Origin of the sequence: Flavobacterium sp. CLA17 (assembly GCF_013112255.2) — a bacterium.
Lineage (GTDB): Bacteria > Bacteroidota > Bacteroidia > Flavobacteriales > Flavobacteriaceae > Flavobacterium > Flavobacterium circumlabens.
The window spans coordinates 5,472,280-5,497,286 of the sequence record NZ_CP068294.1 but is presented as its reverse complement, the minus strand read 5'-3'; the positions used below and the strand labels follow the sequence as shown (position 1 = coordinate 5,497,286).

Annotated in this window: 20 protein-coding genes; 10 read left to right on the top strand and 10 right to left on the bottom strand. The window is 36.5% G+C overall.

The features are described 5' to 3' along the window. Positions 1-116 precede the first annotated feature (116 nt). Positions 117-1,868 (bottom strand): aspartate--tRNA ligase, encoded by a 1,752-nt coding sequence (aspS, locus tag HAV12_RS22715; RefSeq protein WP_171571585.1) that lies wholly within the window; start codon positions 1,866-1,868, stop codon positions 117-119. A gap of 158 nt (positions 1,869-2,026) precedes the next feature. Here aspS and HAV12_RS22710 point away from each other — a divergent pair, with 158 nt between their 5' ends. Continuing rightward, complete coding sequence (locus tag HAV12_RS22710; protein WP_171571584.1) at positions 2,027-3,022, top strand: TlpA disulfide reductase family protein; 996 nt, start codon at positions 2,027-2,029, stop codon at positions 3,020-3,022. A gap of 211 nt (positions 3,023-3,233) precedes the next feature. Next, on the top strand, positions 3,234-3,581 hold the full coding sequence (locus tag HAV12_RS22705; protein WP_171571583.1) for a toxin-antitoxin system YwqK family antitoxin: 348 nt from the start codon (positions 3,234-3,236) through the stop codon (positions 3,579-3,581). Between the two features lie 45 nt (positions 3,582-3,626). On the opposite strand, the gene HAV12_RS22700 is transcribed toward HAV12_RS22705, so the two are convergent. The 7 genes from HAV12_RS22700 to HAV12_RS22670 all read right to left on the bottom strand — a co-directional run bounded on the left by HAV12_RS22700 (position 3,627) and on the right by HAV12_RS22670 (position 13,890). Beyond that, on the bottom strand, positions 3,627-4,739 hold the full coding sequence (locus HAV12_RS22700) for a PepSY domain-containing protein (protein WP_171571582.1): 1,113 nt from the start codon (positions 4,737-4,739) through the stop codon (positions 3,627-3,629). Positions 4,740-4,842: 103 nt separating this feature from the next. Continuing rightward, the gene (locus HAV12_RS22695) at positions 4,843-6,393 is read right to left on the bottom strand and encodes a PepSY domain-containing protein (protein ID WP_171571581.1); all 1,551 of its coding nucleotides are present in this window, start codon (positions 6,391-6,393) and stop codon (positions 4,843-4,845) included. A gap of 3 nt (positions 6,394-6,396) precedes the next feature. Beyond that, positions 6,397-6,699, bottom strand: coding sequence for a hypothetical protein (locus HAV12_RS22690; RefSeq protein WP_171571580.1), 303 nt, complete (start codon positions 6,697-6,699; stop codon positions 6,397-6,399). 2 nt (positions 6,700-6,701) lie between these two features. Beyond that, on the bottom strand, positions 6,702-7,034 hold the full coding sequence (locus tag HAV12_RS22685) for a hypothetical protein (RefSeq protein ID WP_171571579.1): 333 nt from the start codon (positions 7,032-7,034) through the stop codon (positions 6,702-6,704). A gap of 67 nt (positions 7,035-7,101) precedes the next feature. Further along, positions 7,102-9,573 carry a TonB-dependent receptor gene (locus tag HAV12_RS22680; protein WP_171571578.1) on the bottom strand — a complete coding sequence of 824 codons (2,472 nt, stop codon included), beginning with the start codon at positions 9,571-9,573 and terminating at the stop codon, positions 7,102-7,104. Positions 9,574-9,790: 217 nt separating this feature from the next. After that, positions 9,791-11,038 carry a 2-oxoglutarate dehydrogenase complex dihydrolipoyllysine-residue succinyltransferase gene (gene odhB / locus HAV12_RS22675; protein WP_171571577.1) on the bottom strand — a complete coding sequence of 416 codons (1,248 nt, stop codon included), beginning with the start codon at positions 11,036-11,038 and terminating at the stop codon, positions 9,791-9,793. Positions 11,039-11,118: 80 nt separating this feature from the next. Continuing rightward, positions 11,119-13,890, bottom strand: a complete 2,772-nt coding sequence (locus HAV12_RS22670) for a 2-oxoglutarate dehydrogenase E1 component (protein WP_171571576.1) — start codon at positions 13,888-13,890, stop codon at positions 11,119-11,121. A gap of 116 nt (positions 13,891-14,006) precedes the next feature. On the opposite strand from HAV12_RS22670, the gene HAV12_RS22665 reads away from it, so the two are divergent. Then, positions 14,007-14,564, top strand: coding sequence for a hypothetical protein (locus HAV12_RS22665; RefSeq protein WP_171571575.1), 558 nt, complete (start codon positions 14,007-14,009; stop codon positions 14,562-14,564). 59 nt (positions 14,565-14,623) lie between these two features. Then, a complete protein-coding gene (locus HAV12_RS22660) occupies positions 14,624-15,022 on the top strand; it encodes a hypothetical protein (protein ID WP_171571574.1) in 399 nt (132 codons plus the stop codon). A gap of 31 nt (positions 15,023-15,053) precedes the next feature. Here HAV12_RS22660 and HAV12_RS22655 read toward each other — a convergent pair whose 3' ends face one another. Together HAV12_RS22655 and HAV12_RS22650 are read right to left on the bottom strand one after the other, a co-directional pair. Beyond that, positions 15,054-15,407, bottom strand: coding sequence for a hypothetical protein (locus tag HAV12_RS22655; protein WP_171571573.1), 354 nt, complete (start codon positions 15,405-15,407; stop codon positions 15,054-15,056). Between the two features lie 62 nt (positions 15,408-15,469). After that, positions 15,470-16,444 carry a polyprenyl synthetase family protein gene (locus HAV12_RS22650; RefSeq protein ID WP_171571572.1) on the bottom strand — a complete coding sequence of 325 codons (975 nt, stop codon included), beginning with the start codon at positions 16,442-16,444 and terminating at the stop codon, positions 15,470-15,472. Between the two features lie 268 nt (positions 16,445-16,712). On the opposite strand from HAV12_RS22650, the gene HAV12_RS22645 reads away from it, so the two are divergent. The 6 genes from HAV12_RS22645 to HAV12_RS22620 all read left to right on the top strand — a co-directional run bounded on the left by HAV12_RS22645 (position 16,713) and on the right by HAV12_RS22620 (position 25,001). After that, complete coding sequence (locus HAV12_RS22645; RefSeq protein WP_132032398.1) at positions 16,713-17,234, top strand: YceI family protein; 522 nt, start codon at positions 16,713-16,715, stop codon at positions 17,232-17,234. A gap of 106 nt (positions 17,235-17,340) precedes the next feature. Then, a complete protein-coding gene (locus HAV12_RS22640) occupies positions 17,341-17,940 on the top strand; it encodes a TetR/AcrR family transcriptional regulator (protein ID WP_171571571.1) in 600 nt (199 codons plus the stop codon). Between the two features lie 10 nt (positions 17,941-17,950). Beyond that, positions 17,951-19,288, top strand: a complete 1,338-nt coding sequence (locus HAV12_RS22635) for a TolC family protein (RefSeq protein ID WP_171571570.1) — start codon at positions 17,951-17,953, stop codon at positions 19,286-19,288. Between the two features lie 7 nt (positions 19,289-19,295). Beyond that, the gene (locus HAV12_RS22630; protein ID WP_171571569.1) at positions 19,296-20,363 is read left to right on the top strand and encodes an efflux RND transporter periplasmic adaptor subunit; all 1,068 of its coding nucleotides are present in this window, start codon (positions 19,296-19,298) and stop codon (positions 20,361-20,363) included. Between the two features lie 71 nt (positions 20,364-20,434). Further along, positions 20,435-23,605 (top strand): efflux RND transporter permease subunit, encoded by a 3,171-nt coding sequence (locus tag HAV12_RS22625; protein ID WP_171571568.1) that lies wholly within the window; start codon positions 20,435-20,437, stop codon positions 23,603-23,605. Positions 23,606-23,762: 157 nt separating this feature from the next. Further along, positions 23,763-25,001, top strand: coding sequence for a TCR/Tet family MFS transporter (locus HAV12_RS22620; RefSeq protein WP_171571567.1), 1,239 nt, complete (start codon positions 23,763-23,765; stop codon positions 24,999-25,001). Positions 25,002-25,007 lie beyond the last annotated feature (6 nt).

The window sequence follows — 25,007 nt, the reverse complement described above, 5'->3', positions numbered from 1 at the left end:
GGAACTTTTTGACTTTATGAAGCGTTGAATTATGAAATAAAAGATGAAAATTGACCTCTAATTTTCTGTTTTCTATAATTTTTTCAGACTCGCAATTTTATTCGTTCCGAATGAATTTATACCAAATTTACTTTTATGTGTAATTCTTTTAATTGAGCGTCATCAATTTTAGCCGGAGCATCAATCATTACATCACGTCCTGAATTGTTTTTCGGGAACGCAATAAAATCCCGGATGGTTTCCTGACCACCTAAAATAGCAACTAATCTGTCTAGTCCAAAAGCTAAGCCTCCGTGAGGCGGTGCTCCAAATTGGAAAGCATCCATCAGAAAGCCAAATTGTGCTTTTGCTTCTTCTTCGGTGAATCCTAAGTATTTAAACATTAATTGTTGTGTTGCTTTGTCGTGAATACGAATAGATCCTCCACCGATTTCATTTCCGTTTAAGACCATATCGTAGGCATTGGCACGTACTTTACCGGGTTGTGTTTCCAATAAATGCATATCTTCCGGTTTAGGAGAGGTAAACGGATGGTGCATCGCATGGTAACGGCCGCTTTCTTCGTCTAATTCCAATAATGGGAAATCAACTACCCAAAGAGGAGCGAATTCTTCTGGTTTACGCAATCCCAAACGGGTTGCTAATTCCATACGAAGAGCTGAAAGCTGTCCGCGGGTTTTATCAGCAGGACCTGAAAGTACAAAAATCATGTCTCCTGGTTTTGCACCTGTAATTTTTGCCCATTGTCCTAAATCATCCTGATCGTAAAATTTATCTACAGATGATTTGTAAGTTCCGTCGTCATTGCATTTTGAATACACCATTCCTGATGCACCCACTTGGGGACGTTTTACCCAGTCAATCAGTCCGTCAATTTCTTTACGCGTGTAGTTTCCTGCTCCGGGAACGGCGATACCCACTACTAATTCCGCAGCATTAAATACAGGAAACTCCTTGTGTTGTGCAAATTCGTTCAGTTCTCCGAATTCCATTCCGAAACGAATGTCCGGTTTGTCATTTCCATATGTTTTCAGGGCATAGTCGTAGGTAATTCTTGGAAATTTGTCTACTTCAATACCTTTAATTTCTTTTAGCAAGTGCCTTGTCAGTCCTTCAAAAACATTCAAAATGTCTTCCTGCTCCACAAATGCCATTTCGCAATCGATTTGTGTAAACTCAGGCTGACGGTCTGCACGTAAGTCTTCGTCACGGAAACATTTCACGATCTGGAAATATTTATCCATTCCGCCCACCATCAATAACTGTTTGAAAGTTTGCGGGGATTGTGGTAATGCATAAAACTGTCCTTCGTTCATACGGCTTGGAACCACGAAATCTCGAGCGCCTTCCGGAGTTGATTTGATCAGGTAAGGAGTTTCCACTTCACAGAAATCCAAATCAGATAAATATTTACGAACTTCCATTGCCACTTTGTGACGGAAGAGCAAACTGTTTTTTACCGGATTACGACGAATATCCAGGTAACGGTATTTCATCCTGATATCTTCCCCGCCATCTGTTTCGTCTTCAATTGTAAACGGAGGTGTTAAAGCAGCATTTAAAATAGTTAATTCAGAAACTAAAATTTCGATATCACCAGTAGGAATATTTTTGTTTTTGGCTTCACGCTCAATAACAGTTCCTTTAACCTGAATTACAAATTCTCTTCCAAGCGTTTTTGCAAGTTCAAAAACAGTTTTATCAGAACGGCTCTCGTCGAAAATAAGTTGTGTGATTCCGTAACGGTCACGTAAATCAACCCAGTTCATAAATCCTTTATCGCGTGATTTTTGAACCCAACCCGCTAGTGTAACTTCCGTATTAATATTTGAGGCGTTTAATTCGCCACAATTATGACTTCTATACATGATCAAAATTTTAGATTGCAAAAGTAAACACAAAATTCAAAATAATAGAGAAAAGTAGGCAACTAGATCGTGTTAAAATGAAATATTTTGTTAATTCGTAAATTTTGAAAGGAGAATTTATTTAGTTTTGAGTCACTATAAACAAAACTATATTAGATATGAGAAAACTTTTTGTTGCTGGTTTGTTGCTTTTTAGTGCCCTGAATGTGGTCGGGCAAGTCAAAAATCCAATCAAATTTACGGCTAAAATTACGAACCGAAACAGTGATACCTTAGTTATAAAAGGAGCTAATAATTTCAAACAAGTCATTCCGATTAATAAAAAAGAAGTTTTTGCTGCTACTTTTGAGGCGCCAAAAGGGTTTTATCGTTTTTCTGACGGAGTAGAATCTTCTACTTTGTTTTTGAAACCCGGTTCTGAAGTAAACCTGACAATGAATGCTAAAGAATTTGATGAAACTATTGTATATAAGGGTAAAGGAACCAACGAAAGTAATTTTTTAGCGCAGCAGGCCTTAAAAGATGAGAAATTTCAAAATGAAGCTTTCGCGAAAGAAGCAGCTGAATTTAAATCCTTATTAGACGGAAAGACAAAATCTGACCTGGAAAATATTGAGAAGGGTGATTTCGATCCTGAATTTAAAACAAATCTAAAAAAATCGTTCGAGCAGTTTAACCAGTACGCCGTACAGATGTATGAAAGTGCTGCTAAGATGAAGGGCTTTGTTGGAAAACCTTCGGCTGAATTTGACTATGAAAATCACAAGGGCGGAAAAACGAAACTTTCAGATCTAAAAGGAAAGTATGTGTATATTGATCTTTGGGCAACCTGGTGCGGACCTTGCAGAGCTGAAATTCCATTCCTGCAAAAAGTGGAAGAAAAATATCACGGGAAAAATATCGAGTTTGTCAGTGTTTCTGTTAATGTACAGAAAGACCATGAAAAATGGAAAAAATTTGTAGACGATAAACAGCTGGGCGGCATTCAGTTGTTTTCAGACAGCGACTGGAAATCTTCGTTTGTAACGAGTTATGAGGTAACCGGAATTCCGAGATTTATTTTGATTGATCCGCAGGGTAATGTAGTGAGTGCTGATGCTGCCAGACCCTCTTCTCCAGAGCTTCAAACGCAGTTAGACTCGTTATTGAACTAATTTATTGACCAAATTTACAACGTTATCGTAAATTGAATATTTTGCCAAAATACCAGTAAAACCAGTGCCTCAGCACTGGTTTCTTTGTATACTTCTGATTTCTAATGTTAATTTTTCGTTCAATGTTACCAAATTGTTAACTAAAAGTTTTTTTAATGTAAACATTTGATTATATTTGGTAAAGATTTGATAACATTAAAACCTACAAGATATGAAAAAGTGTGTAATTTTAGTTGCAATATTGTTCTCTGGAATTTTAGTTGCACAAGAGAATAAACCGGAATTAGAAGCTGTTGGAAATACAGTGAAAGCTACTTATTACTATGATAATGGTAAAGTACAGCAGGAAGGCTTCTTTAAAGATGGTAAATTAGATGGAGTTTGGGTATCATACGATGAAAAAGGAAATAAAGTTGCTGTAGGGGAATACACAAACGGATTGAAAACCGGAAAATGGATTTTCTTTAATGAAAACAGTCTTTCTGAAGTTGCTTACGAAAACAGTAAAGTGAGTTCAGTTAAAAATTTACAAAAAAATGCTTTAGCAGACAGAAATTAAGATAATTTCAAATAATAAAAATGACCGCTTTAATCAGCGGTTTTTTTATGTCTTTGTTTTTTTGATTTTTTTTCTTCTTCCAAACCAAATGACAAAACCGGTTACGGGTAAAGCTGCTGCAATCAGGCTTATCGTAAAAGCCAAAATTTTGCCGGGTAAGTCTAAGATTTGTCCTGTGTGAATGCCATAATTCATTTCGACGACTTGTAAACCTAAACTCTTATTTTGGTAGGAATCGCTCCGGATTAATTTTCCGTCAGCCGGATGAAAGTAATAATTGCTCTGGTGATCGAATCGTAAAGTATATGGATAAGCTCCCGTATTGATGATGTCGCCTTTATGCTGCGGAAACATTACATAAAACATTTCAGCTTTTGGCTGTTGTTTCCTGGTTTCGATAAAAGCTTTGTCTACGGCCAGGATATTATTTTTATCAAATTTTGTAGTGTCAACTACCGGAGCTTTTGTTTCTAAAGTTTTATCTCCTCCAAAATTAAAGGTTTTGTAAATACCATTACCAACCCATTCGTATGTGAAAGTTAAGCCCGTAATAGCGATAACAATTGCAAGAAGCGAAATGTAAAATCCGGAAGTATTATGCCAGTCGTAGTTGACACGACGCCATTTTGCAGACCATTTTACAGTAAAGCTTCTTTTGATATCACTTTTTCGTTTCGGCCACCACTGAATAAGCCCTGAAATGACCAATAGGATAAATATAAGGGTTGAAACACCAATAATGTGTTTTCCGATATAATCGGGAAGGAGCAGGTAAAGATGTATGTATTCGACAATTATAAAAAAATCAGTTTTGGGATTTTCTGTTTTTAAATATTTACCGGTATACGGATTGAAATAGAGGTATTCATTTTCGGTATCGGAATACGTATAAACAATTGCGGATCTGTTTTTTCCATAATAGGAAACCATCGATGCTTTATTTTTCGGAGCAATTTTTTTCGCTTTTTCCTGTAATGCTGAGGGAAGTATAAAAGGCTTGTTCTGTGGTTCTACTATACGCCATTCTTTTCGGGTAATGTCTTTTATTTCGTCATGAAAACAAAATATACAGCCCGTAATACTAACAATAAAAACAATAAGCCCGGAAATTAATCCGAGCCATTTGTGTATAAAACGTATTTGTTTGGTAAATTTCATTTGCGAATTACGAAAGATTTTTCTTTTTTTAGAATTAGCTGCAAGTACGCAAAAGTAATTCTAAATATACAATTCACAAATTATAAGGATTCATTTTGATATTTTACGTATCTGCTTTTGTTTTTTTTAATTTGAAAGAAACAAATAAAGTAAGTGAAGCGAGTACAATCCAGAAAATATCAATAAAGAAAATCTGTGTCTGATCGGCTGCAAAAGTTTTCCAGAACCAGTTCCTGCTATAAATTCCATTTGCAATTGGAACTAAAAACCCTAAAATACTTCCTGAAATCAGAGACCATTTATTAGTAAAATTAATATCTTTTTTTAAAAGGAAGAATATAATTAAAAACAGCCAGCTGATAAAATACACATTATATATATTCGATTGGCTAAGGGGATAAAAGGCCTTATTGGCAATAAATGCTAATGCTGTAACGGGATACATGCTCAGGCAAACCGCCAGATAAATACGTACCACGGAATTATTAAAACGACGTTTTTTCTCCGGCATATTTTTCTTATCCCTGGCAACCAGCCAAATCATAACTCCGGATATAATTACATAGCAGGTAATAATACCAAGCACAAAACTGATGATCTTAAGGGCATATCCGCCATAATCGCCAAAGTGAATACGATATAAAACATTTTTTACCACATCCAGATATTTGTTGTCGGTTACGGGATCTTTTTTGGCTATGATTTTTCCGTCAGCGACTTTATAGATTATTTTTCCTAAGGCTGTAAATTTTTGGTCGTATGGCATTTCTCCTTCAACGATAACATGCATATTGGCATCGCCGTAATTCTGAATCTGTACGCTGTTGATTTCAAAATCTTTCCAATTGCCTTTGGTTTTAGCTACGAGTTCATTTATACGAAAAGGATTGGCTAATTTTTTGTTTTCAAAATTAAATACAGGATTATTGTATTCTAAATCATCATATAATTTGGTCTGATCTCCTTTATATAAAGCCATCACACTGGGTGCAACGATCAGAAGCTTGATCATAAAAAAGGCTCCTGTAACGGCATATACAAACTGAAAAGGCAAACCAATCATTCCTAAAGCCGTATGCGAATCGGTCCATAACGTTTTTAGTTTTTCTTTGGGTCTGAACGTATAAAAATTAGAAACGATCTTGTTCCAGTGCAATAACACTCCGGTTACAATGGCAAATAAAAAAAACAAAGCCACAAAACCCGAAAGGTAATAGCCAACCGGATAAGGAACCTGTGCCAGAAAATGGAGTCTGTATAAGAATTCACCTAAGGAATACGATTCTTCGTAGGTTTGTGTTTTTAGATTTTCGGTATCTAAATAGAAGAACTGGCTTTCTTTTCGTTTGGCCGGAGCCAAAGTATCTTTGGTCCCTTCCATGTAAACATTGACACGTCTTTCGTTGCTCGCTTTTGTAATTGAAATCGTTCTTCCGTCTAAATTGTATTTTTTATCTAAAGCGGTTAAAGTTGCGTCGTAGTTCAGCTGAATATCTTTGGTCAGTGCAACAGACTCGCTGCGCTCCCAATTGATGATTTCGTCTCTGAAAAAAGAAAAAGATCCGGCAAAGAAAATAATAAACAAGACCACGCTTATTACGATTCCGCTTACGGTATGCGTATGAAAATAGATATTATAGTTTCTGTTGTTCATGGATTATTTGGTAATGGGATTATAGGTTTGGCCAAGATAGATAATACCACAAAAAATAACGGTAAGCAACAAATAGATTCCCCAGATTTTTAATCCGCTTTTTGCTAAAAAGGCTATAACCATTAAGGCAACCCAGAGAATAAATCCTGTAAAAGCCATAGTCATAATAATATTTACACGATTAAACCAGGACGCCAGCGCCAGATGAAAACTCACAGAAACGAAATAGCCGCCAAGTATAGCCGCTGTTATTTTGGCAAAACGCTGTCCTTTTGATTGCGTCAGGTATTTAGGATTTGCTGGCATATTTAATAGTAATAGATTTCTATTAGACCGCTAAGGATAAAAAGTACCGCGACAGCTTTACTGTTGATGACTTTAAGCGGCGATAAGATAACAATCAAACTTCCGATTGTCATTAACTGAATGAAAAACAATAAAGTTCCGGTTCCTAAAGCTTTGGTAAACAGCAATAATGAATAAGCCAAAAGAAGTATAACCAATCCTGAAATTTTGGTTGGTCCGGGGTTATTATTCAGCCATTTTTCAAAACCATAATCATAAGAGAGTACGGCTTTTCTGGAAGTGTAATACAACATATAAAAAGAGATAAAAACGAAAAGGCCGGCTATTGTTATCATGATTTTATAAATTTATAAAACATCTTTCCGGTTGAAGGGAAAGATGTTTTTATGTTTATTTTGTTATTTAGAATTTGTAAGTAAAGCTGGCAGCAATGCTTCTTGGATCTTTGGGATGAATAGTTGACCATCCATCATAGATTTCTTTATTTGCAATATTGTTAAGCTTTAATGTTACTCCAAATTTATCTGCACTGTAAAACAAAGAGGAGTTAAGAACGGTGTATTCAGGAATTGTAAAAGTTCCTGCTACATTTCTATTCATGATCATATTGTCACCCACATAATTTCCTCCAAAACCTACACCAAAACCTCTTAAGAAACCGTTTGTGATTTTGTAGCTGGCCCAAAGGTTTGCCAGGTTTCTAGGTCCTGCATTTTCAGATCTGCGGTTTACAAAATCAGCGTCTCCTTTTGTTAAAATGGCATCATTATAACTGTATCCAAAAACAATATTTAAACCGTTGATCGGGTTGGCAACAAATTCTGCTTCAAAACCTTTATTCTTTTGAGCCCCATCCTGATAGGTTGTCTGATTATTTGGCTGTTCCTTTGTTGGATCTGCAGGATCTACGTATGGTGTCTCTACTACATAAACCTGATCAATAACTTTAATGTCATAGTAGCTAAAAGTAGCGTAAAGTTTATCTTTAAAAAGATTCAATTTTGTTCCAAATTCAAACTGATCTGCATGTTCAGGATTAAATGTCAGCGGTGTTACAATAGTAGCCTGACGATTTTGACCCGGTGCAACATTAACAAATCCGTTCATGTAATTGGCGAAAACTGAAACTTTATCCAGAATTGGCTGGTACACTAATCCAAATTTTGGTGAAAAACCGGTTTGATTGTATCCGTCGTTTTTAGCATTCATAAAACGGTCGGCACGCAAACTTAACATAGCAGATAATGCCGGAGTAAAGTTGATTACATCAGAAATGTAAGCACTATACGTTTCTTGCTTCGTTTTATTATCGTTTCTAGGGCTGTTTCCAATAATTGCATCAGATCCGGCTTTTGTCAAATTTCCTGTATCACCATTACTTGGCCCGATACCCGGAATAGCATTGAAAGATGCTAGATCATCCCCGATATAAACATAACCATTTCCGAAATATCCTGTACTATGATCAGTCGCCGTTCTTTTAAAGTAATCAAAACCTACAACAATTCTATTTCTTATACTTCCAATTTTAAAATCACCGTTAAAATTTTGTTGAATATCAGTTGTTATATTTTGATTGTCCTGATCTGTAAAAAATCGGGCCAAAACAATTCCTTTCGTAATTGGGAAACTGCTTGTGCCTTCGTACAAATAAGTGTAGTTTCCTTTTGATCTTGCTGAACTGTTAGAAAATATAGTCTGTGAAGTCCATTGATCTGAAAGCTTATAATTCATCTGAGCCTGAATATTATAAGACGGTGTTTTCATCGTAAGCTCATTACTGGTGTAAGAGCGTTTGTTGTCATATTTTAATTCATTAATATTATGAACTCTTAACGGAGCACCTCTGTCTAAAAACAACATTGTTGGGTTGGTAGATTCAGTACTCATAAACTCAGTATTAACCAGGAATGATAATCTGTCGTTTACTTCATAAGATAATGAAGGCGCTACAAAATAAGATTCTCTGAAACCAGCATCCTGAAAACTATTTTGTTTGTTGTAGGCTGAGTTTATTCTGAAATTTAAAGTTTTTTGCTCATTAAGAGGCGTATTCAAATCAGCAGTTACACGATTTAAACCATAGCTTCCTACCGTATAATTTACTTCTCCTCCAAAGGTTTTGTAAGGTCTTTTTGTAGTAGTATTGATTAAACCTCCGTAAGAGATTAAGCTGCTTCCGAACAAAGTTCCTGATGGGCCTCTGATAATTTCAATTCTGTCAATATTTGCAGGATCTAAACTTCCGTTTGTTAAACCTGGTAAACCATTTACCATTGTTGGCTGAACCGGGAAACCTCTTAAAGAATAATAGGCGGCTCCATCTCCGGCACGCCCTGTTGCGGCCCAAAGAGGTGTAATACCGGATGCATTTTTTAAAGCATCATCAAAATTGGTAACGACCTGTTCTTTTAATAATTCTCCTGTAATGGTAGTGTATGATTGTGGATTTTCAAGATTTTTAAGCGGTAATCTTGATACTTGTGGATTTTCTTTACGGGCAAAATGATTTTTTTTACCGCCATTTACAACTACTTCTGTCAAGTCTTCTGAATTTGTAGAAATAGTAAAATTCTGAGTCAGGTTGTCTCCTTCATTAAGTACAATTGATTTTTCCTGTGTAATGTACCCAACTGAAGAAACTTTTAAAATATAAGTTCCGGGTATGATGTTTTTTAAGTTGTAATTACCTTCCTCATCAGTAGTCGTTCCTGATTTTGTTCCTTTTAGAACAACAGAAATGTTTTCCGGTGACTCATTATTTTTTAAGGTAATCTGACCTTTTATAGTTGCTTTTTCCTGAGACCAGACTTTCGTGCCTGCTAACAAAATAAAACAGAAACTCAAAAGAAATATTGTAAATTTAGATTTCATTTTTATTTAGAATTGATTTTAATAGTGCAAATTTAGTGGTTGAATCCTAACTAAACAAGCTATTTTTATTTATTCTAAATAAAATATTTTTTAAAGGGTAAAATTTAAGTTTATTCAAAAAATTAACATCTTAAGCAAGATTTAAGCTAATATTAAGAAAAAAAAACCTGCTCAAATGATTGAACAGGTTTTGGTATGTTAATAAAATTATTAAGAACTACAATTCTAAAGCACGTTTAGCATCACCATTCATTAATAATTCTAAAGGATTTTCTAACGCTTCTTTTACGGCAACTAAGAAACCAACAGACTCACGGCCATCGATAATTCTGTGGTCATAAGAAAGGGCAACGTACATCATTGGGTGAATTTCCACTTTACCGTTTACAGCAATCGGACGCTCAATAATATTGTGCATTCCTAAAATTCCTGATTGAGGAGGGTTGATAATTGGCGTACTCAACATACTTCCAAAAACACCACCGTTTGTAATGGTAAAAGTTCCTCCGGTCATATCGTCAACAGTAATTTGACCATCACGGGCTCTAAGTGCCAATCTTTTAATTTCAGCTTCAATTCCGCGGAAAGTTAACAATTCAGCATTACGAACAACAGGAACCATTAATCCTTTTGGTCCGGAAACGGCGATTGAGATATCAGCAAAATCATACGCAATTTTATAATCACCATCCATCATTGAATTCACATCCGGATACAATTGTAACGCTCTTGTCACTGCTTTTGTAAAGAAAGACATAAAACCTAAACCAAGTCCGCCATGTTTTGCTTTGAATGCATCTTTGTACTCATTACGAATCTGGTTGATCGGCGTCATGTTAACTTCATTGAAAGTCGTTAACATGGCTGTTTCGTTTTTAGCGGCAACTAAACGCTCGGCTACCTTACGACGCAACATTGATAATTTTGTACGCTCACTTCCACGGCTTCCTCCGGTTGGAGTTCCCATAGAAGGTACTGCGTTTACAGCATCATCTTTTGTAATTCTTCCGTCTTTACCAGTTCCTGTAATTGTTGACGGGGCTATGTTTTTTTCGTCTAATATTTTTCTTGCTGCCGGAGATGGAGTTCCCGAGGCATAACTTGTAGCTGCCGGAGCTTGAACCGGAGCTGCTTTTGGCGTCTCAGCTTTTACTTCTGCTTTAGGTGCTTCAGCTTTCGCTTCCGTTTTTGGAGCTTCTGCTGCCGGAGCATCACCTCCGGGTTTTACGCCATCGGTATCAATTAAACAAACTACAGCTCCTACAGCAACTGCATCACCTTCTTCTGCTTTTAGCGTAATAATTCCGCTCATTTCAGCCGGTAGTTCAAGAGTTGCTTTGTCTGAATCAACTTCGGCAATAGCCTGATCTTTTTCTACATAATCTCCGTCTTTTACTAACCAAGTTGCAATTTCAACTTCTTTTATTGATTCCCCTGGTGATGGGACTTTCATTTCTAAAATCATCTTGTTTTTGTTTAAAGTTTTAATTGTTTAAAGTTTCATGTTAGGGTTAAACCTGAAACTTTAAACTTGAAACATTCTTTTTATCTGAATAAATTTTTATCGAATACCATTCTGATCGCATCTGCATGACGACGTTTTGCTCTGGTATAACTTCCTGCTGCCGGGGCTGCGTAAGCTTTTAGTGAAGCTAATCTCCATTTTACAAGATCAAAGTTCATTAACATAAAGCTGTAGGCTCCCATGTTTTTAGGCTCTTCCTGTGCCCACACATAATCGTCGGCATTTGGATATTGTGCAATAACTTCTTTTAACTGTTCTGTTGGTAATGGGAACAATTGCTCAATACGAACAACCGCAACGTCATTTCTTCCGTTGTTTTCTCTTTCGGCAACAATGTCGTAGTAGAATTTACCGGTACAGAAAACTAATGTTTTTACCTCTTTCTTGTTTACTGTTGCATCGTCTATTGTTTCCTGGAAACTTCCATTTGCCAATTCTTCTACTGTAGAAACGCATCTTGGATCACGTAATAAACTTTTTGGAGAGAAAACTACCAAAGGTTTACGGAAATTCGTTTTCATTTGTCTTCTTAACAAGTGGAAAAAGTTGGAAGGCGTTGTACAATCTGCAACGTACATATTTTGTCTTGCACAAAGCTGTAAGTAACGCTCCATTCTTGCAGAAGAGTGTTCTGCTCCCTGACCTTCATAACCGTGAGGTAATAATAAAACAATACCGTTTTGATTGTTCCATTTATCTTCACCACAGGAAATGTACTGGTCAATCATAATTTGGGCTCCGTTAGAGAAATCTCCAAATTGTGCTTCCCAAATGGTCAGTGCTTTTGGATTAGTCAAGGCATATCCGTAATCAAAACCAAGAACTCCATATTCAGATAAAAGGGAATTGAATACTCCGAATTTTCCTTTTTTGTTTTCGATAGCGTCCAGTAAAATTACTTCTTCTTCAGAATCTTCTACTTTAACAACAGCATGACGGTGAGAGAAGGTACCGCGTTCTACGTCCTGACCAGAAATACGGATATCGAATCCTTCCGTCAAAAGAGAACCGTAGGCCAATGCTTCGGCAGTTCCCCAGTCAATAGTGTTATTGTCGTATCCGGTTTTTCTATCCGTAACAATTTTAGTTATTTTGTTGATGAACTTCTTATCTGATGGCAGCGTTGAGATCGTGTTTATAATAGAATCCAGGCCATTTTTATCAAAAGTAGTGTCCACTTTCTGAAGCATTTGGGTATCAGTTACCTGAACAAATCCTTCCCATTCGTTTTTCATGAATGGTGTTATAATCGTCAAATCTTTTTTACGGGAAGCTTCTAAATTCTCCTCCATATTCGATTTGTATTCTTTTTCCAAGGCGTTTACATAAGTTGCATCAATCACACCATCAGACAATAATTTCTCTGCATAGATGTCTCTTGGATTCTTATGTTTTGCGATGATTTTATATAAAACCGGTTGTGTAAAACGAGGCTCATCACCTTCGTTGTGACCGTATTTTCTGTATCCTAATAAGTCAATAAATACATCACGGCCAAATTCCATTCTGTAATCTAATGCAAATGAAACTGCATGAACAACGGCTTCAGCATCATCGGCATTTACGTGTAACACTGGTGAAAGTGTAACTTTGGCAACGTCTGTACAATAAGTAGAAGAACGTGCGTCTAAGTAATTGGTCGTAAATCCAACCTGATTGTTGATGACAATATGAATAGTTCCTCCGGTTTTGTATCCGTCAAGCTGTGCCATTTGAATAATTTCATACAAAATACCCTGACCTGCGATTGCAGCATCACCGTGAACGGCAATAGGTAATACTTTTGAGAAATCATCGGCGTAATATTTATCTTGTTTTGCGCGGGTAATACCTTCAATTACGGCTCCAACTGTTTCTAAGTGAGAAGGGTTTGGTGCTAAATTGATATTGATGTTTTTTCCCGTTCTTGTTTTCTTGTCAGCAGTAAGTCCTAAGTGGTATTTTACGTCACCATCAAAGTATTCCTGATCGTAATCTTTACCGTCAAATTCACCAAAGATATCCTGAGTAGATTTACCAAAAATATTGGCTAAAACGTTCAGACGGCCCCGGTGTGCCATTCCCATTACAAATTGTTCAACCCCTTTTTCGGCAGCTTTTTCGATTAAAGCGTCAAGAGCCGGGATAATGGTTTCTCCACCTTCTAATGAAAATCTCTTCTGACCTACATATTTGGTATGTAAAAAGTTTTCGAAAGAAACGGCCTCGTTTAATTTTTCTAAGATGATTTTCTTTTCATCACCGGAAAAGTTAGGCTGGTTTACATTTACAGCTAATTTATCCTGAATCCATTTTACAACGCCTGGGTTTCGAATGTACATGTATTCAATACCAATATGCTGGCAGTAAATAGATTGCAGACGCGTTATAATGTCCTGTAAAGAACACGGTGCTACTCCGATCACTTTAGCAGCATCAAAAATAGTAGATAGATCAGCATTGGACAGACCAAAATTTTCAATATCCAGATTAGGAGATGAAATTCTACGATCACGAACCGGATTTGTTTTGGTAAACAAATGTCCACGGGTACGGTATCCGTCAATTAACTTTAATACATTAAATTCTTTTTGTAACTTTTCAGAAACCTGACTGTAATCTGTGTTGTTCGAGGCAAATTCAACGATTTGTTGAACAGGATTTTCGTCATTATAAGTGGTCATTCCAAAGTCAAAACCCTGAAAAAAGCTTCTCCAGCTTGGCTCAACGCTATCCGGATTTACTAAATATTGATCGTATAATTGTGCGAAAAATTCTGTATGCGCTGCATTTAAAAATGAAAACCTATCCATAATATTAGTGAATATACTTTTTGTTAAATAGAATGGCAAAAGTACAACAATCGCATTTATTTAAATCCTTTTTTTACGTACTTTTACGTAAAAATTTGTTAAAACTAGAGATAACCATGAAGGAAAATCATTTTTCAATCGTTTTCAAATCATTTTTTGTGATTTTGATGTTCTTGTTTTCAAATCTGGCTGTTAGTCAGACACAACAAAACTATGTTATAGATAACAACCCTGATTTTTGGGACAGGGTTCAGTTTGGCGGTGGTCTTGGTTTAGGGATTGGTTCGGGTTATACAGATATTTCTGTCATGCCAAGCGCTATTTATAATATTAATGAAATCGTAGCCGCTGGTGTCGGTTTGCAATTTGGCTATTTATCTTCCAAAAACTACTATAGTTCTTTTGTTTACGGCGGAAGCATCGTTGGATTGGTGAATCCGATTCCGGAGATTCAGCTCTCTGCCGAATTAGAACAGGTGCGTGTAAACACAGATTATGAATCGAATAATTTCAGGCCTTCCTATTCCGATAATTACTGGAATACTGCTTTGTATCTCGGAGCAGGGTACAGAACCGGAAGCGTCACGATTGGTGCCCGTTATGATGTTTTGTTTGATGATGACAGAAGTCTGTACGGATCGGCATTTATGCCTTTTGTGAGGGTGTATTTTTGATTTAGAGGTGCAGAGGTTCTGAGATGCAGAGGTTCTAAGGTTTTTTTAATATTTTTATAATGATCGAGCCTAAATTCAGATGCAGTACAAGAGCGGCTATAGATAAATTGGTTAAAGAATTAAATATGCCTTATGATGATTGGATGCAAGATTGGCCTTATGAAATTGCAGATTCAAATGACATTGATACATATATTAGTCATTATCGAAAACTAATAGACGATGATGAAAAATTTGTTCTTATGCAGGCTATTATACAAGCTAATGAAGATCAAAATCAACCAGAACAATTTTTAAAATATTGGATTACAGTACAAGATTTATTAAAAACAGATTTTTGTATTCACGAATACACAGTGTACTATTGGTCTTGTTTTGATACTGAAGATATAGATGATTGCGTTAAAATTAGTTCTTTTATGAGGGAACTTTTTTTAGAATCTGAGAGCAAATCTTAGAACCTCAGAATCTTAGCCACTCAGTACCTCTCTACTTATAATAATTCCGAAACCAAACTTTCTGCCACTCCCGTTTTAAAATCAAAAAAGAAACCTGTTCGGCAAGAATCACCAAATCAGATCCGTCGAGTTTTTTTATTTCGCTTTCGGAGACGTCAATGATGTAAAGGAGATTCAGGTATTCGGCAAATTTATACTGAATCATGCGGTAGATTTTTTCGTGCAGCTGAATTTTTATTTCATCAGGAGAAATACTCAGGGGAAAATCTATTCCTTCATTGGCCAGATTAAAATCTTTGTTAATCTGCTCAATCAGTTTGAGATACAAAGCTTTGGACTGAGCTTCAACTAATAGCGAATCTGCGTTTTTTGGGGCTACAAACATTGATTTTATTTTAGGTTGCTGATTTATGATTGTAGATTTCTATCTGAAAATTGCACGGAATATTAAACCGTTCTTCCCATCAGATTTTCTCCGAAGGTTTTCAGGATTTTCTTTTTTTCTTCAGAAATGGCCATTTTTTCAAGCGTTTCAAAAGCTTTCAGTGTATACATTTCTATCGCTTCCTGTGTTGCTTTTGAGGCTCCTGATTCGTTAAAAATAGCTTTAGCAGTTTCAATTTTAGCTGAATTGTCCTCCAGTTGTAAGTGGAATAAATTTTCCAGTTGTAAGGCTTTGTCAGGATTAGAAAACTCTAATGATTTCAGATATAAATAAGTTTTTTTATTTTCTATAATATCACCGCCCACTTGTTTTCCAAAAGTTTCCGGATCCCCAAAGGCATCCAGGTAATCATCCTGAAGCTGAAAAGCTAATCCCAGATTAAGTCCGAAATCATAAATTAAATCAGCTTCCTTTTCAGAAGTCTCCGCTACAATAGCGCCCATTTTCATGGCAGCAGCGACCAAAACAGCTGTTTTGTATTCGATCATTTTCAGGTATTCCGGAATGGTAACATTGGTTCTTTCTTCAAAATCAACATCCCATTGCTGGCCTTCGCAAACTTCCAGGGCCGTTTTGCTGAACAATTTTGCGAGGTCCCTGAAAATGGCAGGTTCGTATTGCTCAAAATATTGATACGCCAGGATTAGCATGGCGTCACCGGATAAAATTCCGGTATTGATGTTCCATTTTTCATGCACGGTTACTTTTCCTCTTCGCAAAGGGGCGTCGTCCATAATATCATCGTGAACTAAAGAAAAGTTATGAAAAACTTCTACTGCCATTGCCGCAGGAAGGGCTTTTTTATAATCGGTATTAAAAACTTCCGCCGACATTAATGTTAGTACCGGACGCATCCGTTTTCCGCCAAGACCTAAAATGTATTCCATAGGTTCATAAAGATTTTTTGGCTCTTTATTGATGCTCTGGCTTTTTAAATAACTAATAAAGAAATCCTGGTACTGACTAATATCGTGCATAAAGTGAAATTCTGATTTACGAAGCTCAAAGATACAATTCAATTATGAATATTGGTCCTTAAAATTTAAAAGGAATTGTGCCGTAAAAATTGATTTGCGGACTGCTCATTTATAAGATGTTAAAAGTTTTTTTGAAAAAACCCGGAAACTTTCTTGGTGTTTAGAGTTTCCTGTTTATATTTGCATTTTTATTTGGAAACCCGGAACACTAAAAAAGTTTCCATGAAAAAGCTTGAGTGATTAATAAACTCAGTAAAATCAGATATTTATGAGAACAACATGGACCATTGATTCTAGCCAGTCAGATGTTTTAATTAAAATGAGACATTCGATAATTGCCTATTTAGGAGGAACTGAAAATAAATTTGACGGTTATGTGAATATTGAAGACAATGAAATTGAAGATGCTTCTGTTGAATTTTCTTTAGATATAAACAACAAATATGACAGCTTTCAGCAAATTGACACGCATTTGCAGCTGAATGACCTGTTTAATGTAAATGAGCATCCAATCATTAGTTTTAAATCGACTTCATTTCAGAAGGTCAATAACAACATCAATTTTTTTAAGGGAGACCTGACGATAAAAGATGTGACTAAGGTTGTAGAACTGGATGCTGAGTTTATTGGTATTAATTCTTATGATGGTAAAAAGAAGGTGGCTTTTGAAATCACCGGAAATATCAAAAGACAGGACTTTGGCTTAGATTATAATTCCTTTAACCATAATGGGGGTCTGGCATTAGGAAAAGATATGAAACTTATTGCCAATTTAGAATTTTGCATATAATTCTTACAATGAACAAATTAATGTAAAATTATTACAAACTTAATGGAAACTCTTTTTCACAAATAAAGTTTCCTGTTTATATTTGTAATACAATTTGAAAATTAAAATGAAAGAGAAAATCATAGCAAAAGCGAGTGACTTGTTTTTGAAACTGGGCTTCAAAAGTGTTACTATGGACGACATTGCAGGGGAAATGTGTATTTCAAAAAAAACGATTTACAAATATTTTTGCAATAAAGAAGTCTTAATTGAAGAAAGTACTTCGATGGTTCATAAACAGGTACATGAAATTATTGATACCATAGTCGAGAAGAACTACAATTCGATTCACGAAAATTTTGAAATCAGGGAAATGTTTCGGGACATGTTTAAGAACAATTCAGATACGTCTCCTATTTATCAGTTAAAAAAGCATTATCCTGAAATATATCAGAATGTATTGTCCCATGAAATTGATCAGTGTACGAGATATTTCAGAGAGAACATCGAGAAGGGAATTCGTGAAAAACTGTATCGTCCGAATCTAAATATAGATGTTTATGTAAAGTTTTATTACACACTGATATTTCATATTAATGAAAATACGGTTTCGGAAAGAGAAGCCCAGCAAATAGAATTAGAGGCACTGGAATATCATACCAGAGCGATGGCAACGCCAGAAGGAATAATAGAATTAGAAAAACAACTTAAAAAAATTACTATTTAATCATCAATCTATGAAAAGAATAATTCTTATATTTTTGTGTTCTATTGGCTTAAGTGTCAGTGCACAAGTTAAAACACTAACCTTAAAAGATGCTCTTACCTACGCGCTTCAGAACAAAGCCGATGCTAAGAAATCGAAATTAGAGGTTGAAAACAGCGAGTATAAAATTCAGGAAGTACGCTCAAGAGCATTACCTCAAATTTCTGCAAACGGAAACTTAACCTACAATCCGGTTATTCAGACAACAGTGATTGACGGAGCAGGTTTTGGTGCACCGGGAACAACAATTCAGGCAGCATTTGGTCAAAAATGGACTTCAACTGCGGGTGTTTCTTTAACTCAGGCCATCTTTGATCAGTCTGTTTTTACAGGTTTAAAAGCAGCAAAATCGACACGTGAGTTTTATCAGATCAACAATCAATTAACAGAAGAACAGGTTATTGAAAGAGTGGCAAACAACTACTATTCTGTATTTGTACAAAAAGAAAGACTGACATTATTAGACAGCAATTACGTCAACACAACTAAAGTCCGTGATATCGTAAAAGGTCAGTTTGATAATGGTCTGGCTAAAAAAATTGACCTGGACCGTATTGTGGTTAAGATGTCAAATATTGACACGGAACGCCAGCAGATTAAAAATCAGATTACCTTACAGGAAAATGCGTTGAAGTTTTATATGGGAATGCCTATTGAAACTCAAATCGATATGCCAAAAAAAGAATTTGAAGTTGTTCCTGCAGCTTTAACAGAACAGCCGAATGTTGAAAACAGAACAGAATTCCTGCTTTTGAAAAAACAGGAAGAGCTTTTAGTATTTAACAAGAAAGCTGTTGAGGCAGGATATTACCCGACACTTTCATTGACAGCAGGCTACAATTATATTGGTCAGGGTCCTGAATTTCCTTGGTTTGCAAAACCAAAAGACGGGGTTTACTGGTCAGATTACTCTGCAATCGGGTTAAACTTACATGTGCCGATTTTCACCGGTTTCGGAACCCGTGCCAAAGTAAGACAGGCAGATGTTCAAATCAGATCCCTTCAGGAAGATATGAAAGACACGAAACTTTCTCTTGATTTAGATTACAGAAATGCCATAGCTCAGATTGACGATAATCTTGTAACGATCGAGAATCAAAAAGAAAACATGCGACTGGCTAAAGAAATTTTAGACAATACCAAAAACAATTATCTTCAGGGACTGGCATCACTAACAGATTTATTAGATTCTGAAAATGCATCACTTGAAGCACAAAACAATTATACCAGAGCAGTACTGAATTATAAAATTGCCGAGGTAGCATTAATCAAATCAAAAGGCCAACTAAAAACTCTTTTAAATAACTAGAAACAAAATGAAGAAAACTATTATAACTATCGTAATCATAATTGCAGCATTAGGTGTAATTGGATATGTCTTAAATAATAATAAGAAGGAAAATAAGGCGAAAACAGATATTGTTGCCGAGAAAAACGCAGCAGTCTCCGTAAAAGTAGCACCCGTAAAAACAGAAGAAGTTTCATTGAGTTTCGTTGCAAACGGAAGCTTTGAACCCATTCAGGAATTGACTTTCTCTGCTGAAAAATCCGGAAAAGTAATCAGTGTTTTGGCTAAAGAAGGAGATTATGTAAGAGTAGGTCAGACTTTATTGACTGTTAGAGGTGATGTAATCAACGTAAGTGCACAACAGGCACAAGCCGTTTATCAAAATGCAAAATCGGATTACGCCAGATATGAAAATGCTTTCAAAACAGGCGGAGTTACAAAACAACAATTGGATCAGGCAAAATTAGCCCTGACAAATGCACAGTCCAGCCTGACACAAGCCAATATTAATGTGGGTGATACTAAAGTAAAAGCACCAATAAACGGATTTATCAATAAAAAATATATTGAACCGGGATCTATTTTAGCAGGAATGCCGGCAACAGCATTGTTTGATATTGTAAATGTTTCTAAATTAAAATTGAAAGTTACTGTAAACGAAAGCCAGGTGGCCAGTTTAAAATTAGGAAACACAGTAAACATTACAGCAAGTGTATATCCTGATAAAGCTTTTTCCGGAAAAATTACTTTTATTGCTGCAAAAGCAGACGAAAGCTTAAACTTTCCTGTTGAAATTGAAATCGCAAACAACTCAGATAATGATTTGAAAGCGGGTATGTACGGAACAGCAAATTTTGGTTCAAAACAACAAAAACAAAATCTGATGGTTGTACCGCGTAATGCTTTCGTAGGAAGTGTGAGCAGTAACGAAATCTTTGTAGTTGAAAAAGGGATTGCAAAATTAAGAAAAGTAACTGCCGGAAGAATTTTAGGAGATCAGGTAGAAATCATCAATGGATTAACTGACGGAGAAACTGTAATTGTTACAGGTCAGATTAACTTACAAGACGGTAATACAGTAGAAATTATTAAATAATTTAAAGCATTAAGCAATACGCCATAAGCATTAAGCTTATTGCCTAAAGCCTACAGCCTAAAGCAAAATATATGAAATTAGCCGAAATATCCATAAAACGTCCGTCGTTAGTAATCGTATTGTTTACGATTCTGATTCTTGGTGGATTGTTCAGTTACAGCCAGTTAGGTTATGAGCTGATCCCTAAATTTGAACAAAACGTTATTACAATTTCTACTGTTTATCCCGGAGCTTCTCCGAGTGAGGTAGAAAACACGGTAACCAAAAAAATTGAAGATGCGATTGCGTCCTTAGAGAACGTTAAAAAAATTGACTCGAAGTCGTACGAAAGTTTGTCTATTGTTTCGATTACACTGACCTCAAATGCAAAGGTCGATTTCTCCCTGAATGATGCACAGCGTAAAATAAATGCCATTATCTCCGATTTGCCCGATGATGTAAAAACGCCGGCGCTGACTAAATTCTCGCTGAGTGATTTACCAATTATGACGCTTGGTGCCAACGGAAAAATGGACGAAGCAGCTTTTTATGACTTAATTGACAAAAAAATTGCACCTATTTTATCCCGTGTGCAGGGTGTGGCTCAGGTAAATATTATTGGTGGATCGGAACGTGAAATTCAGGTGAACCTTGACGCTGTAAAAATGCAGGGTTACGGATTATCTGTTCCGCAGGTACAACAAACTATTCTGACTTCCAATCTGGATTTCCCAACCGGAAACATCCAGACCCGTGATCAGAAAATATTAATTCGTTTAGCGGGTAAATATAAAAATGTTACAGAATTAAGAAACTTAGTAGTTTCGTCTCAAAACGGAATTCAGGTTCGTTTAAGTGATATTGCAGATGTTCAGGATACTCAGAAAATTGCTGAGAAAATATCACGTGTAGATCAAAAAAGTGCTATTGTTTTGCAAATCGTAAAACAATCTGATGCCAATGCGGTGGCGGTAAGTGAGCAGTTGCTGAAAACAATTGCAATTCTTGAAAAAGATTATGAAAAAAACAAGCTGAAATTAGAAGTTGCAAAAGACAGTACCATCTTTACGCTTGAGGCTGCAGATTCTGTAGTTCACGATTTATTGATCGCGGTAGTGCTGGTGGCGCTTGTAATGTTGTTCTTCCTGCACAGTATTAGAAACTCGCTGATTGTAATGGTTTCTATTCCGGCATCTTTGATTGCTACTTTTATTGGTATTTATTTAATGGGATACACCCTGAACTTAATGAGTTTATTAGGATTGTCTCTGGTCGTCGGTATTCTGGTCGATGATGCGATTGTGGTCCTCGAGAATATTTACCGACATATGGAGATGGGTAAAAGCAGGATTCGTGCATCCTATGACGGAACCGCCGAAATTGGAGGAACGGTAACTTCGATTACATTGGTAATTGTGGTAGTGTTCCTGCCTATTGCAATGAGTTCCGGTTTAGTTTCTAATATTATTACACAATTTTGTGTTACGGTAATTATTTCAACTTTATTATCACTTTTAGCTTCATTTACTATTATTCCATGGTTATCATCCCGTTATGGTAAATTGGAACACATTGAAGGAAAAAATTTATTCGGAAGAATTATTCTTGGTTTCGAAAGCTATCTAACACGTTTCACCAACTGGATTTCTGAATTGTTAACCTGGTGTCTGGACAATTATGGCAAAACAATTGTTTTGGTACTAATCTTGTTCTTTGGATCAATCTTCGGATTGGGAGGCTTTATTGGTGGAGAATTTTTCGCTTCTTCTGATAGTGGGGAATTTTTAGTTCAGATCGAAATGCCGAAAGATGCTTCGTTAGAACAAACCAACTTCATGACGCAAAAAGCAGAAGCCTATTTAAAATCTCAGGAATATGTTCACAGTCAGATTACAACGGTAGGACAAACCAGTGAAGGTTTTGGAGCATCGCAGGCTACTGCTTACAAAGCAGAGATTGACGTAAAAATGATCGAACAAAAAGACCGTACAGATGATGCCAATGTCTATGCGGCAAAAATAAAACGTAAGCTTGAAAAAGTATTGGTTGGAGCAAAAGTGAAAACAGTTCCTGTAGGTATCTTAGGAACTGCTGAAGATGCTACCTTAGGATTAATTGTAACAGGACCTTCAACAGAAAGTGCTATGGCATTTGCTAAATTAGCAGAAGCTGAACTGCGCACGATTCCCGGAACAACAGAGATTAAATTAACTGTTGAAGACGGAAATCCGGAGGTAAATGTTAAGGTAGACCGTGATAAAATGGCCGCTTTAGGATTAACACTTCAAACCGTTGGTTTAACCATGCAGACTGCATTTAGCGGAAATACAGATGGTAAATACAGAGCCGGGGAATACGAGTACGATATCAACATCCGATACAATGCCTTCGACAGAAAAAGTATTACGGATGTGAGTAGTTTGATTTTCATCAATGCTTCAGGACAACAAATTAAATTATCGCAGTTTGCTGATATTACAGAAGGTTCAGGGCCTAGCCAGTTAGAGCGAAGAGATAAATCTGCTTCGGTAACGGTAAAAGGACAGAACGTTGGGGTTCCATCCGGAACAATTGTAACACAATGGCAGGCAAAATTAGATAAACTGAAAAAACCGGCCGGAGTAAACTACATCTGGGGAGGTGACCAGGAGAACCAATCGGAAGGATTTGGTACTTTAGGAATCGCTTTATTAGCCGCTATTATTTTGGTATACCTGGTAATGGTGAGTTTGTACGACAGTTTCGTTCACCCGTTTGTGGTATTGTTTGCAATTCCATTATCGTTTATCGGTGCTTTATTAGCATTAGCCCTGACGAATAACTCCTTGAATATTTTTACCATTTTAGGTATTATCATGTTGATTGGTCTGGTGTGTAAGAATGCGATCATGCTTGTCGATTATACCAATCAGCGAAGAGCTGCCGGAGAATCAATCAGAACAGCCTTGATTCAGGCAAATCACGCTCGTTTGCGTCCGATCTTAATGACAACAATTGCGATGGTATTCGGTATGTTCCCAATTGCATTAGCATCCGGAGCTGGAGCTGAATGGAAAAACGGTTTGGCCTGGGTAATTATCGGAGGATTGATTTCTTCGTTATTCCTGACCCTGATTGTGGTTCCTGTAATCTACCAGATCATGGAAGGAATCATCCGCAGATTATCTAAAGGAGAAAAAATCGATTACGAAGCTGAAATGGTGGCCGATTATGAGCACAAAGAATTAAGCGAAGACGGTTTTAATCCGAAACATACATATTAGAAAAATAAAATTCCAATCCCGAGGCTTCGGGAATAAATCCCAAATTCCAATTGGAATCTCAAACACAAAAAATCCCAAATTCCTTAATTGGAATTTGGGATTTTTTTTATTGTTAATTAAAAAAGATGTTTATTTGTATCACCTTACTATAAAATTTATGCTACAAAAAGATAAGTCTGCGGCGATTGGTTTTATTTTCATAACCATGTTAATTGATATTACCGGATGGGGGATTATTATACCCGTAATTCCAAAATTAATAGAAGAATTAATTCATGGCGATATCAGCGAAGCGGCAAAAATAGGAGGATGGCTGACTTTTGCTTACGCAATAACCCAATTTGTGTTTGCACCTGTAATTGGTAACCTGAGTGATAAATACGGGAGAAGGCCCATTATCCTAATTTCACTTTTCGGATTTTCATTAGACTATCTTTTGCTGGCTTTTGCGCCAACCATCTTATGGTTATTTATAGGAAGGATTATTGCAGGAGTGACCGGAGCGAGTATAACAACAGCATCAGCTTATATTGCTGATGTCAGTACGCCCGAAAACAGGGCCAAAAACTTTGGTCTGATTGGGGCAGCTTTTGGATTAGGATTTATCATCGGCCCGGTTATTGGCGGACTGTTAGGACAATATGGCTCAAGAGTTCCTTTTTATGCAGCAGCAGTTTTGTGTATGGTCAATTTCTTATATGGATTTTTCATTTTACCCGAATCCCTGAAAAAAGAAAACCGCAGGCCTTTCAATTGGAAAAGGGCAAATCCTGTTGGCGCTATTCTCGGTCTGAAAAAGCACCCAACACTGATCGGATTAATTTCGGCGATATTCCTATTGTACGTTGGATCACATGCGGTACAAAGCAATTGGAGCTTCTTTACCATTTATCAGTTTAACTGGGACGAACGAATGATCGGAATCTCCTTAGGAATAATTGGTTTATTGGTGGGAGTTGTACAGGGAGGCCTGGTTCGCTGGATCAATCCAAAATTAGGAAACGAAAAAAGTATTTATATCGGATTGGCCTTGTATACTATCGGAATGTTGCTGTTTGCCTTTGCAACAGAAAGCTGGATGATGTTTGTATTTTTAATTCCGTATTGCCTTGGCGGAATTGCCGGACCCGCATTACAATCTGTTGTAGCCAGTAAAGTATCGCCCAGTGAGCAGGGAGAAATTCAGGGAACCTTAACGAGTTTAATGAGTGCGTCTGCGATTATTGGTCCGCCAATGATGGCAAACACCTTTTACTTTTTTACCCATGACGAAGCTCCTTTTAAATTTGCCGGATCACCTTTTATTTTAGGAGGGATTTTGATGCTGCTGAGTACTGTAGTGGCTTATTTGTCATTAAAAAAGCATGCAGCTCCCAATACACAAAGTAAGGAATAAATCTTT

Bases quoted from the DNA above. Each gene is read 5' to 3' on its own strand.
- HAV12_RS22645 (WP_132032398.1), top strand. From the start codon at position 16,713: ATGAGAACAACATGGACCATTGATTCTAGCCAGTCAGATGTTTTAATT.
- HAV12_RS22640 (WP_171571571.1), top strand. From the start codon at position 17,341: ATGAAAGAGAAAATCATAGCAAAAGCGAGTGACTTGTTTTTGAAACTG.
- odhB (WP_171571577.1), bottom strand. From the start codon at position 11,038: ATGATTTTAGAAATGAAAGTCCCATCACCAGGGGAATCAATAAAAGAA.
- HAV12_RS22685 (WP_171571579.1), bottom strand. From the start codon at position 7,034: ATGATAACAATAGCCGGCCTTTTCGTTTTTATCTCTTTTTATATGTTG.
- HAV12_RS22660 (WP_171571574.1), top strand. From the start codon at position 14,624: ATGATCGAGCCTAAATTCAGATGCAGTACAAGAGCGGCTATAGATAAA.
- HAV12_RS22705 (WP_171571583.1), top strand. From the start codon at position 3,234: ATGAAAAAGTGTGTAATTTTAGTTGCAATATTGTTCTCTGGAATTTTA.
- HAV12_RS22620 (WP_171571567.1), top strand. From the start codon at position 23,763: ATGCTACAAAAAGATAAGTCTGCGGCGATTGGTTTTATTTTCATAACC.
- HAV12_RS22665 (WP_171571575.1), top strand. From the start codon at position 14,007: ATGAAGGAAAATCATTTTTCAATCGTTTTCAAATCATTTTTTGTGATT.
- HAV12_RS22655 (WP_171571573.1), bottom strand. From the start codon at position 15,407: ATGTTTGTAGCCCCAAAAAACGCAGATTCGCTATTAGTTGAAGCTCAG.
- HAV12_RS22680 (WP_171571578.1), bottom strand. From the start codon at position 9,573: ATGAAATCTAAATTTACAATATTTCTTTTGAGTTTCTGTTTTATTTTG.
- HAV12_RS22650 (WP_171571572.1), bottom strand. From the start codon at position 16,444: ATGCACGATATTAGTCAGTACCAGGATTTCTTTATTAGTTATTTAAAA.
- HAV12_RS22670 (WP_171571576.1), bottom strand. From the start codon at position 13,890: ATGGATAGGTTTTCATTTTTAAATGCAGCGCATACAGAATTTTTCGCA.
- HAV12_RS22700 (WP_171571582.1), bottom strand. From the start codon at position 4,739: ATGAAATTTACCAAACAAATACGTTTTATACACAAATGGCTCGGATTA.
- aspS (WP_171571585.1), bottom strand. From the start codon at position 1,868: ATGTATAGAAGTCATAATTGTGGCGAATTAAACGCCTCAAATATTAAT.
- HAV12_RS22710 (WP_171571584.1), top strand. From the start codon at position 2,027: ATGAGAAAACTTTTTGTTGCTGGTTTGTTGCTTTTTAGTGCCCTGAAT.
- HAV12_RS22625 (WP_171571568.1), top strand. From the start codon at position 20,435: ATGAAATTAGCCGAAATATCCATAAAACGTCCGTCGTTAGTAATCGTA.
- HAV12_RS22695 (WP_171571581.1), bottom strand. From the start codon at position 6,393: ATGAACAACAGAAACTATAATATCTATTTTCATACGCATACCGTAAGC.
- HAV12_RS22635 (WP_171571570.1), top strand. From the start codon at position 17,951: ATGAAAAGAATAATTCTTATATTTTTGTGTTCTATTGGCTTAAGTGTC.
- HAV12_RS22690 (WP_171571580.1), bottom strand. From the start codon at position 6,699: ATGCCAGCAAATCCTAAATACCTGACGCAATCAAAAGGACAGCGTTTT.
- HAV12_RS22630 (WP_171571569.1), top strand. From the start codon at position 19,296: ATGAAGAAAACTATTATAACTATCGTAATCATAATTGCAGCATTAGGT.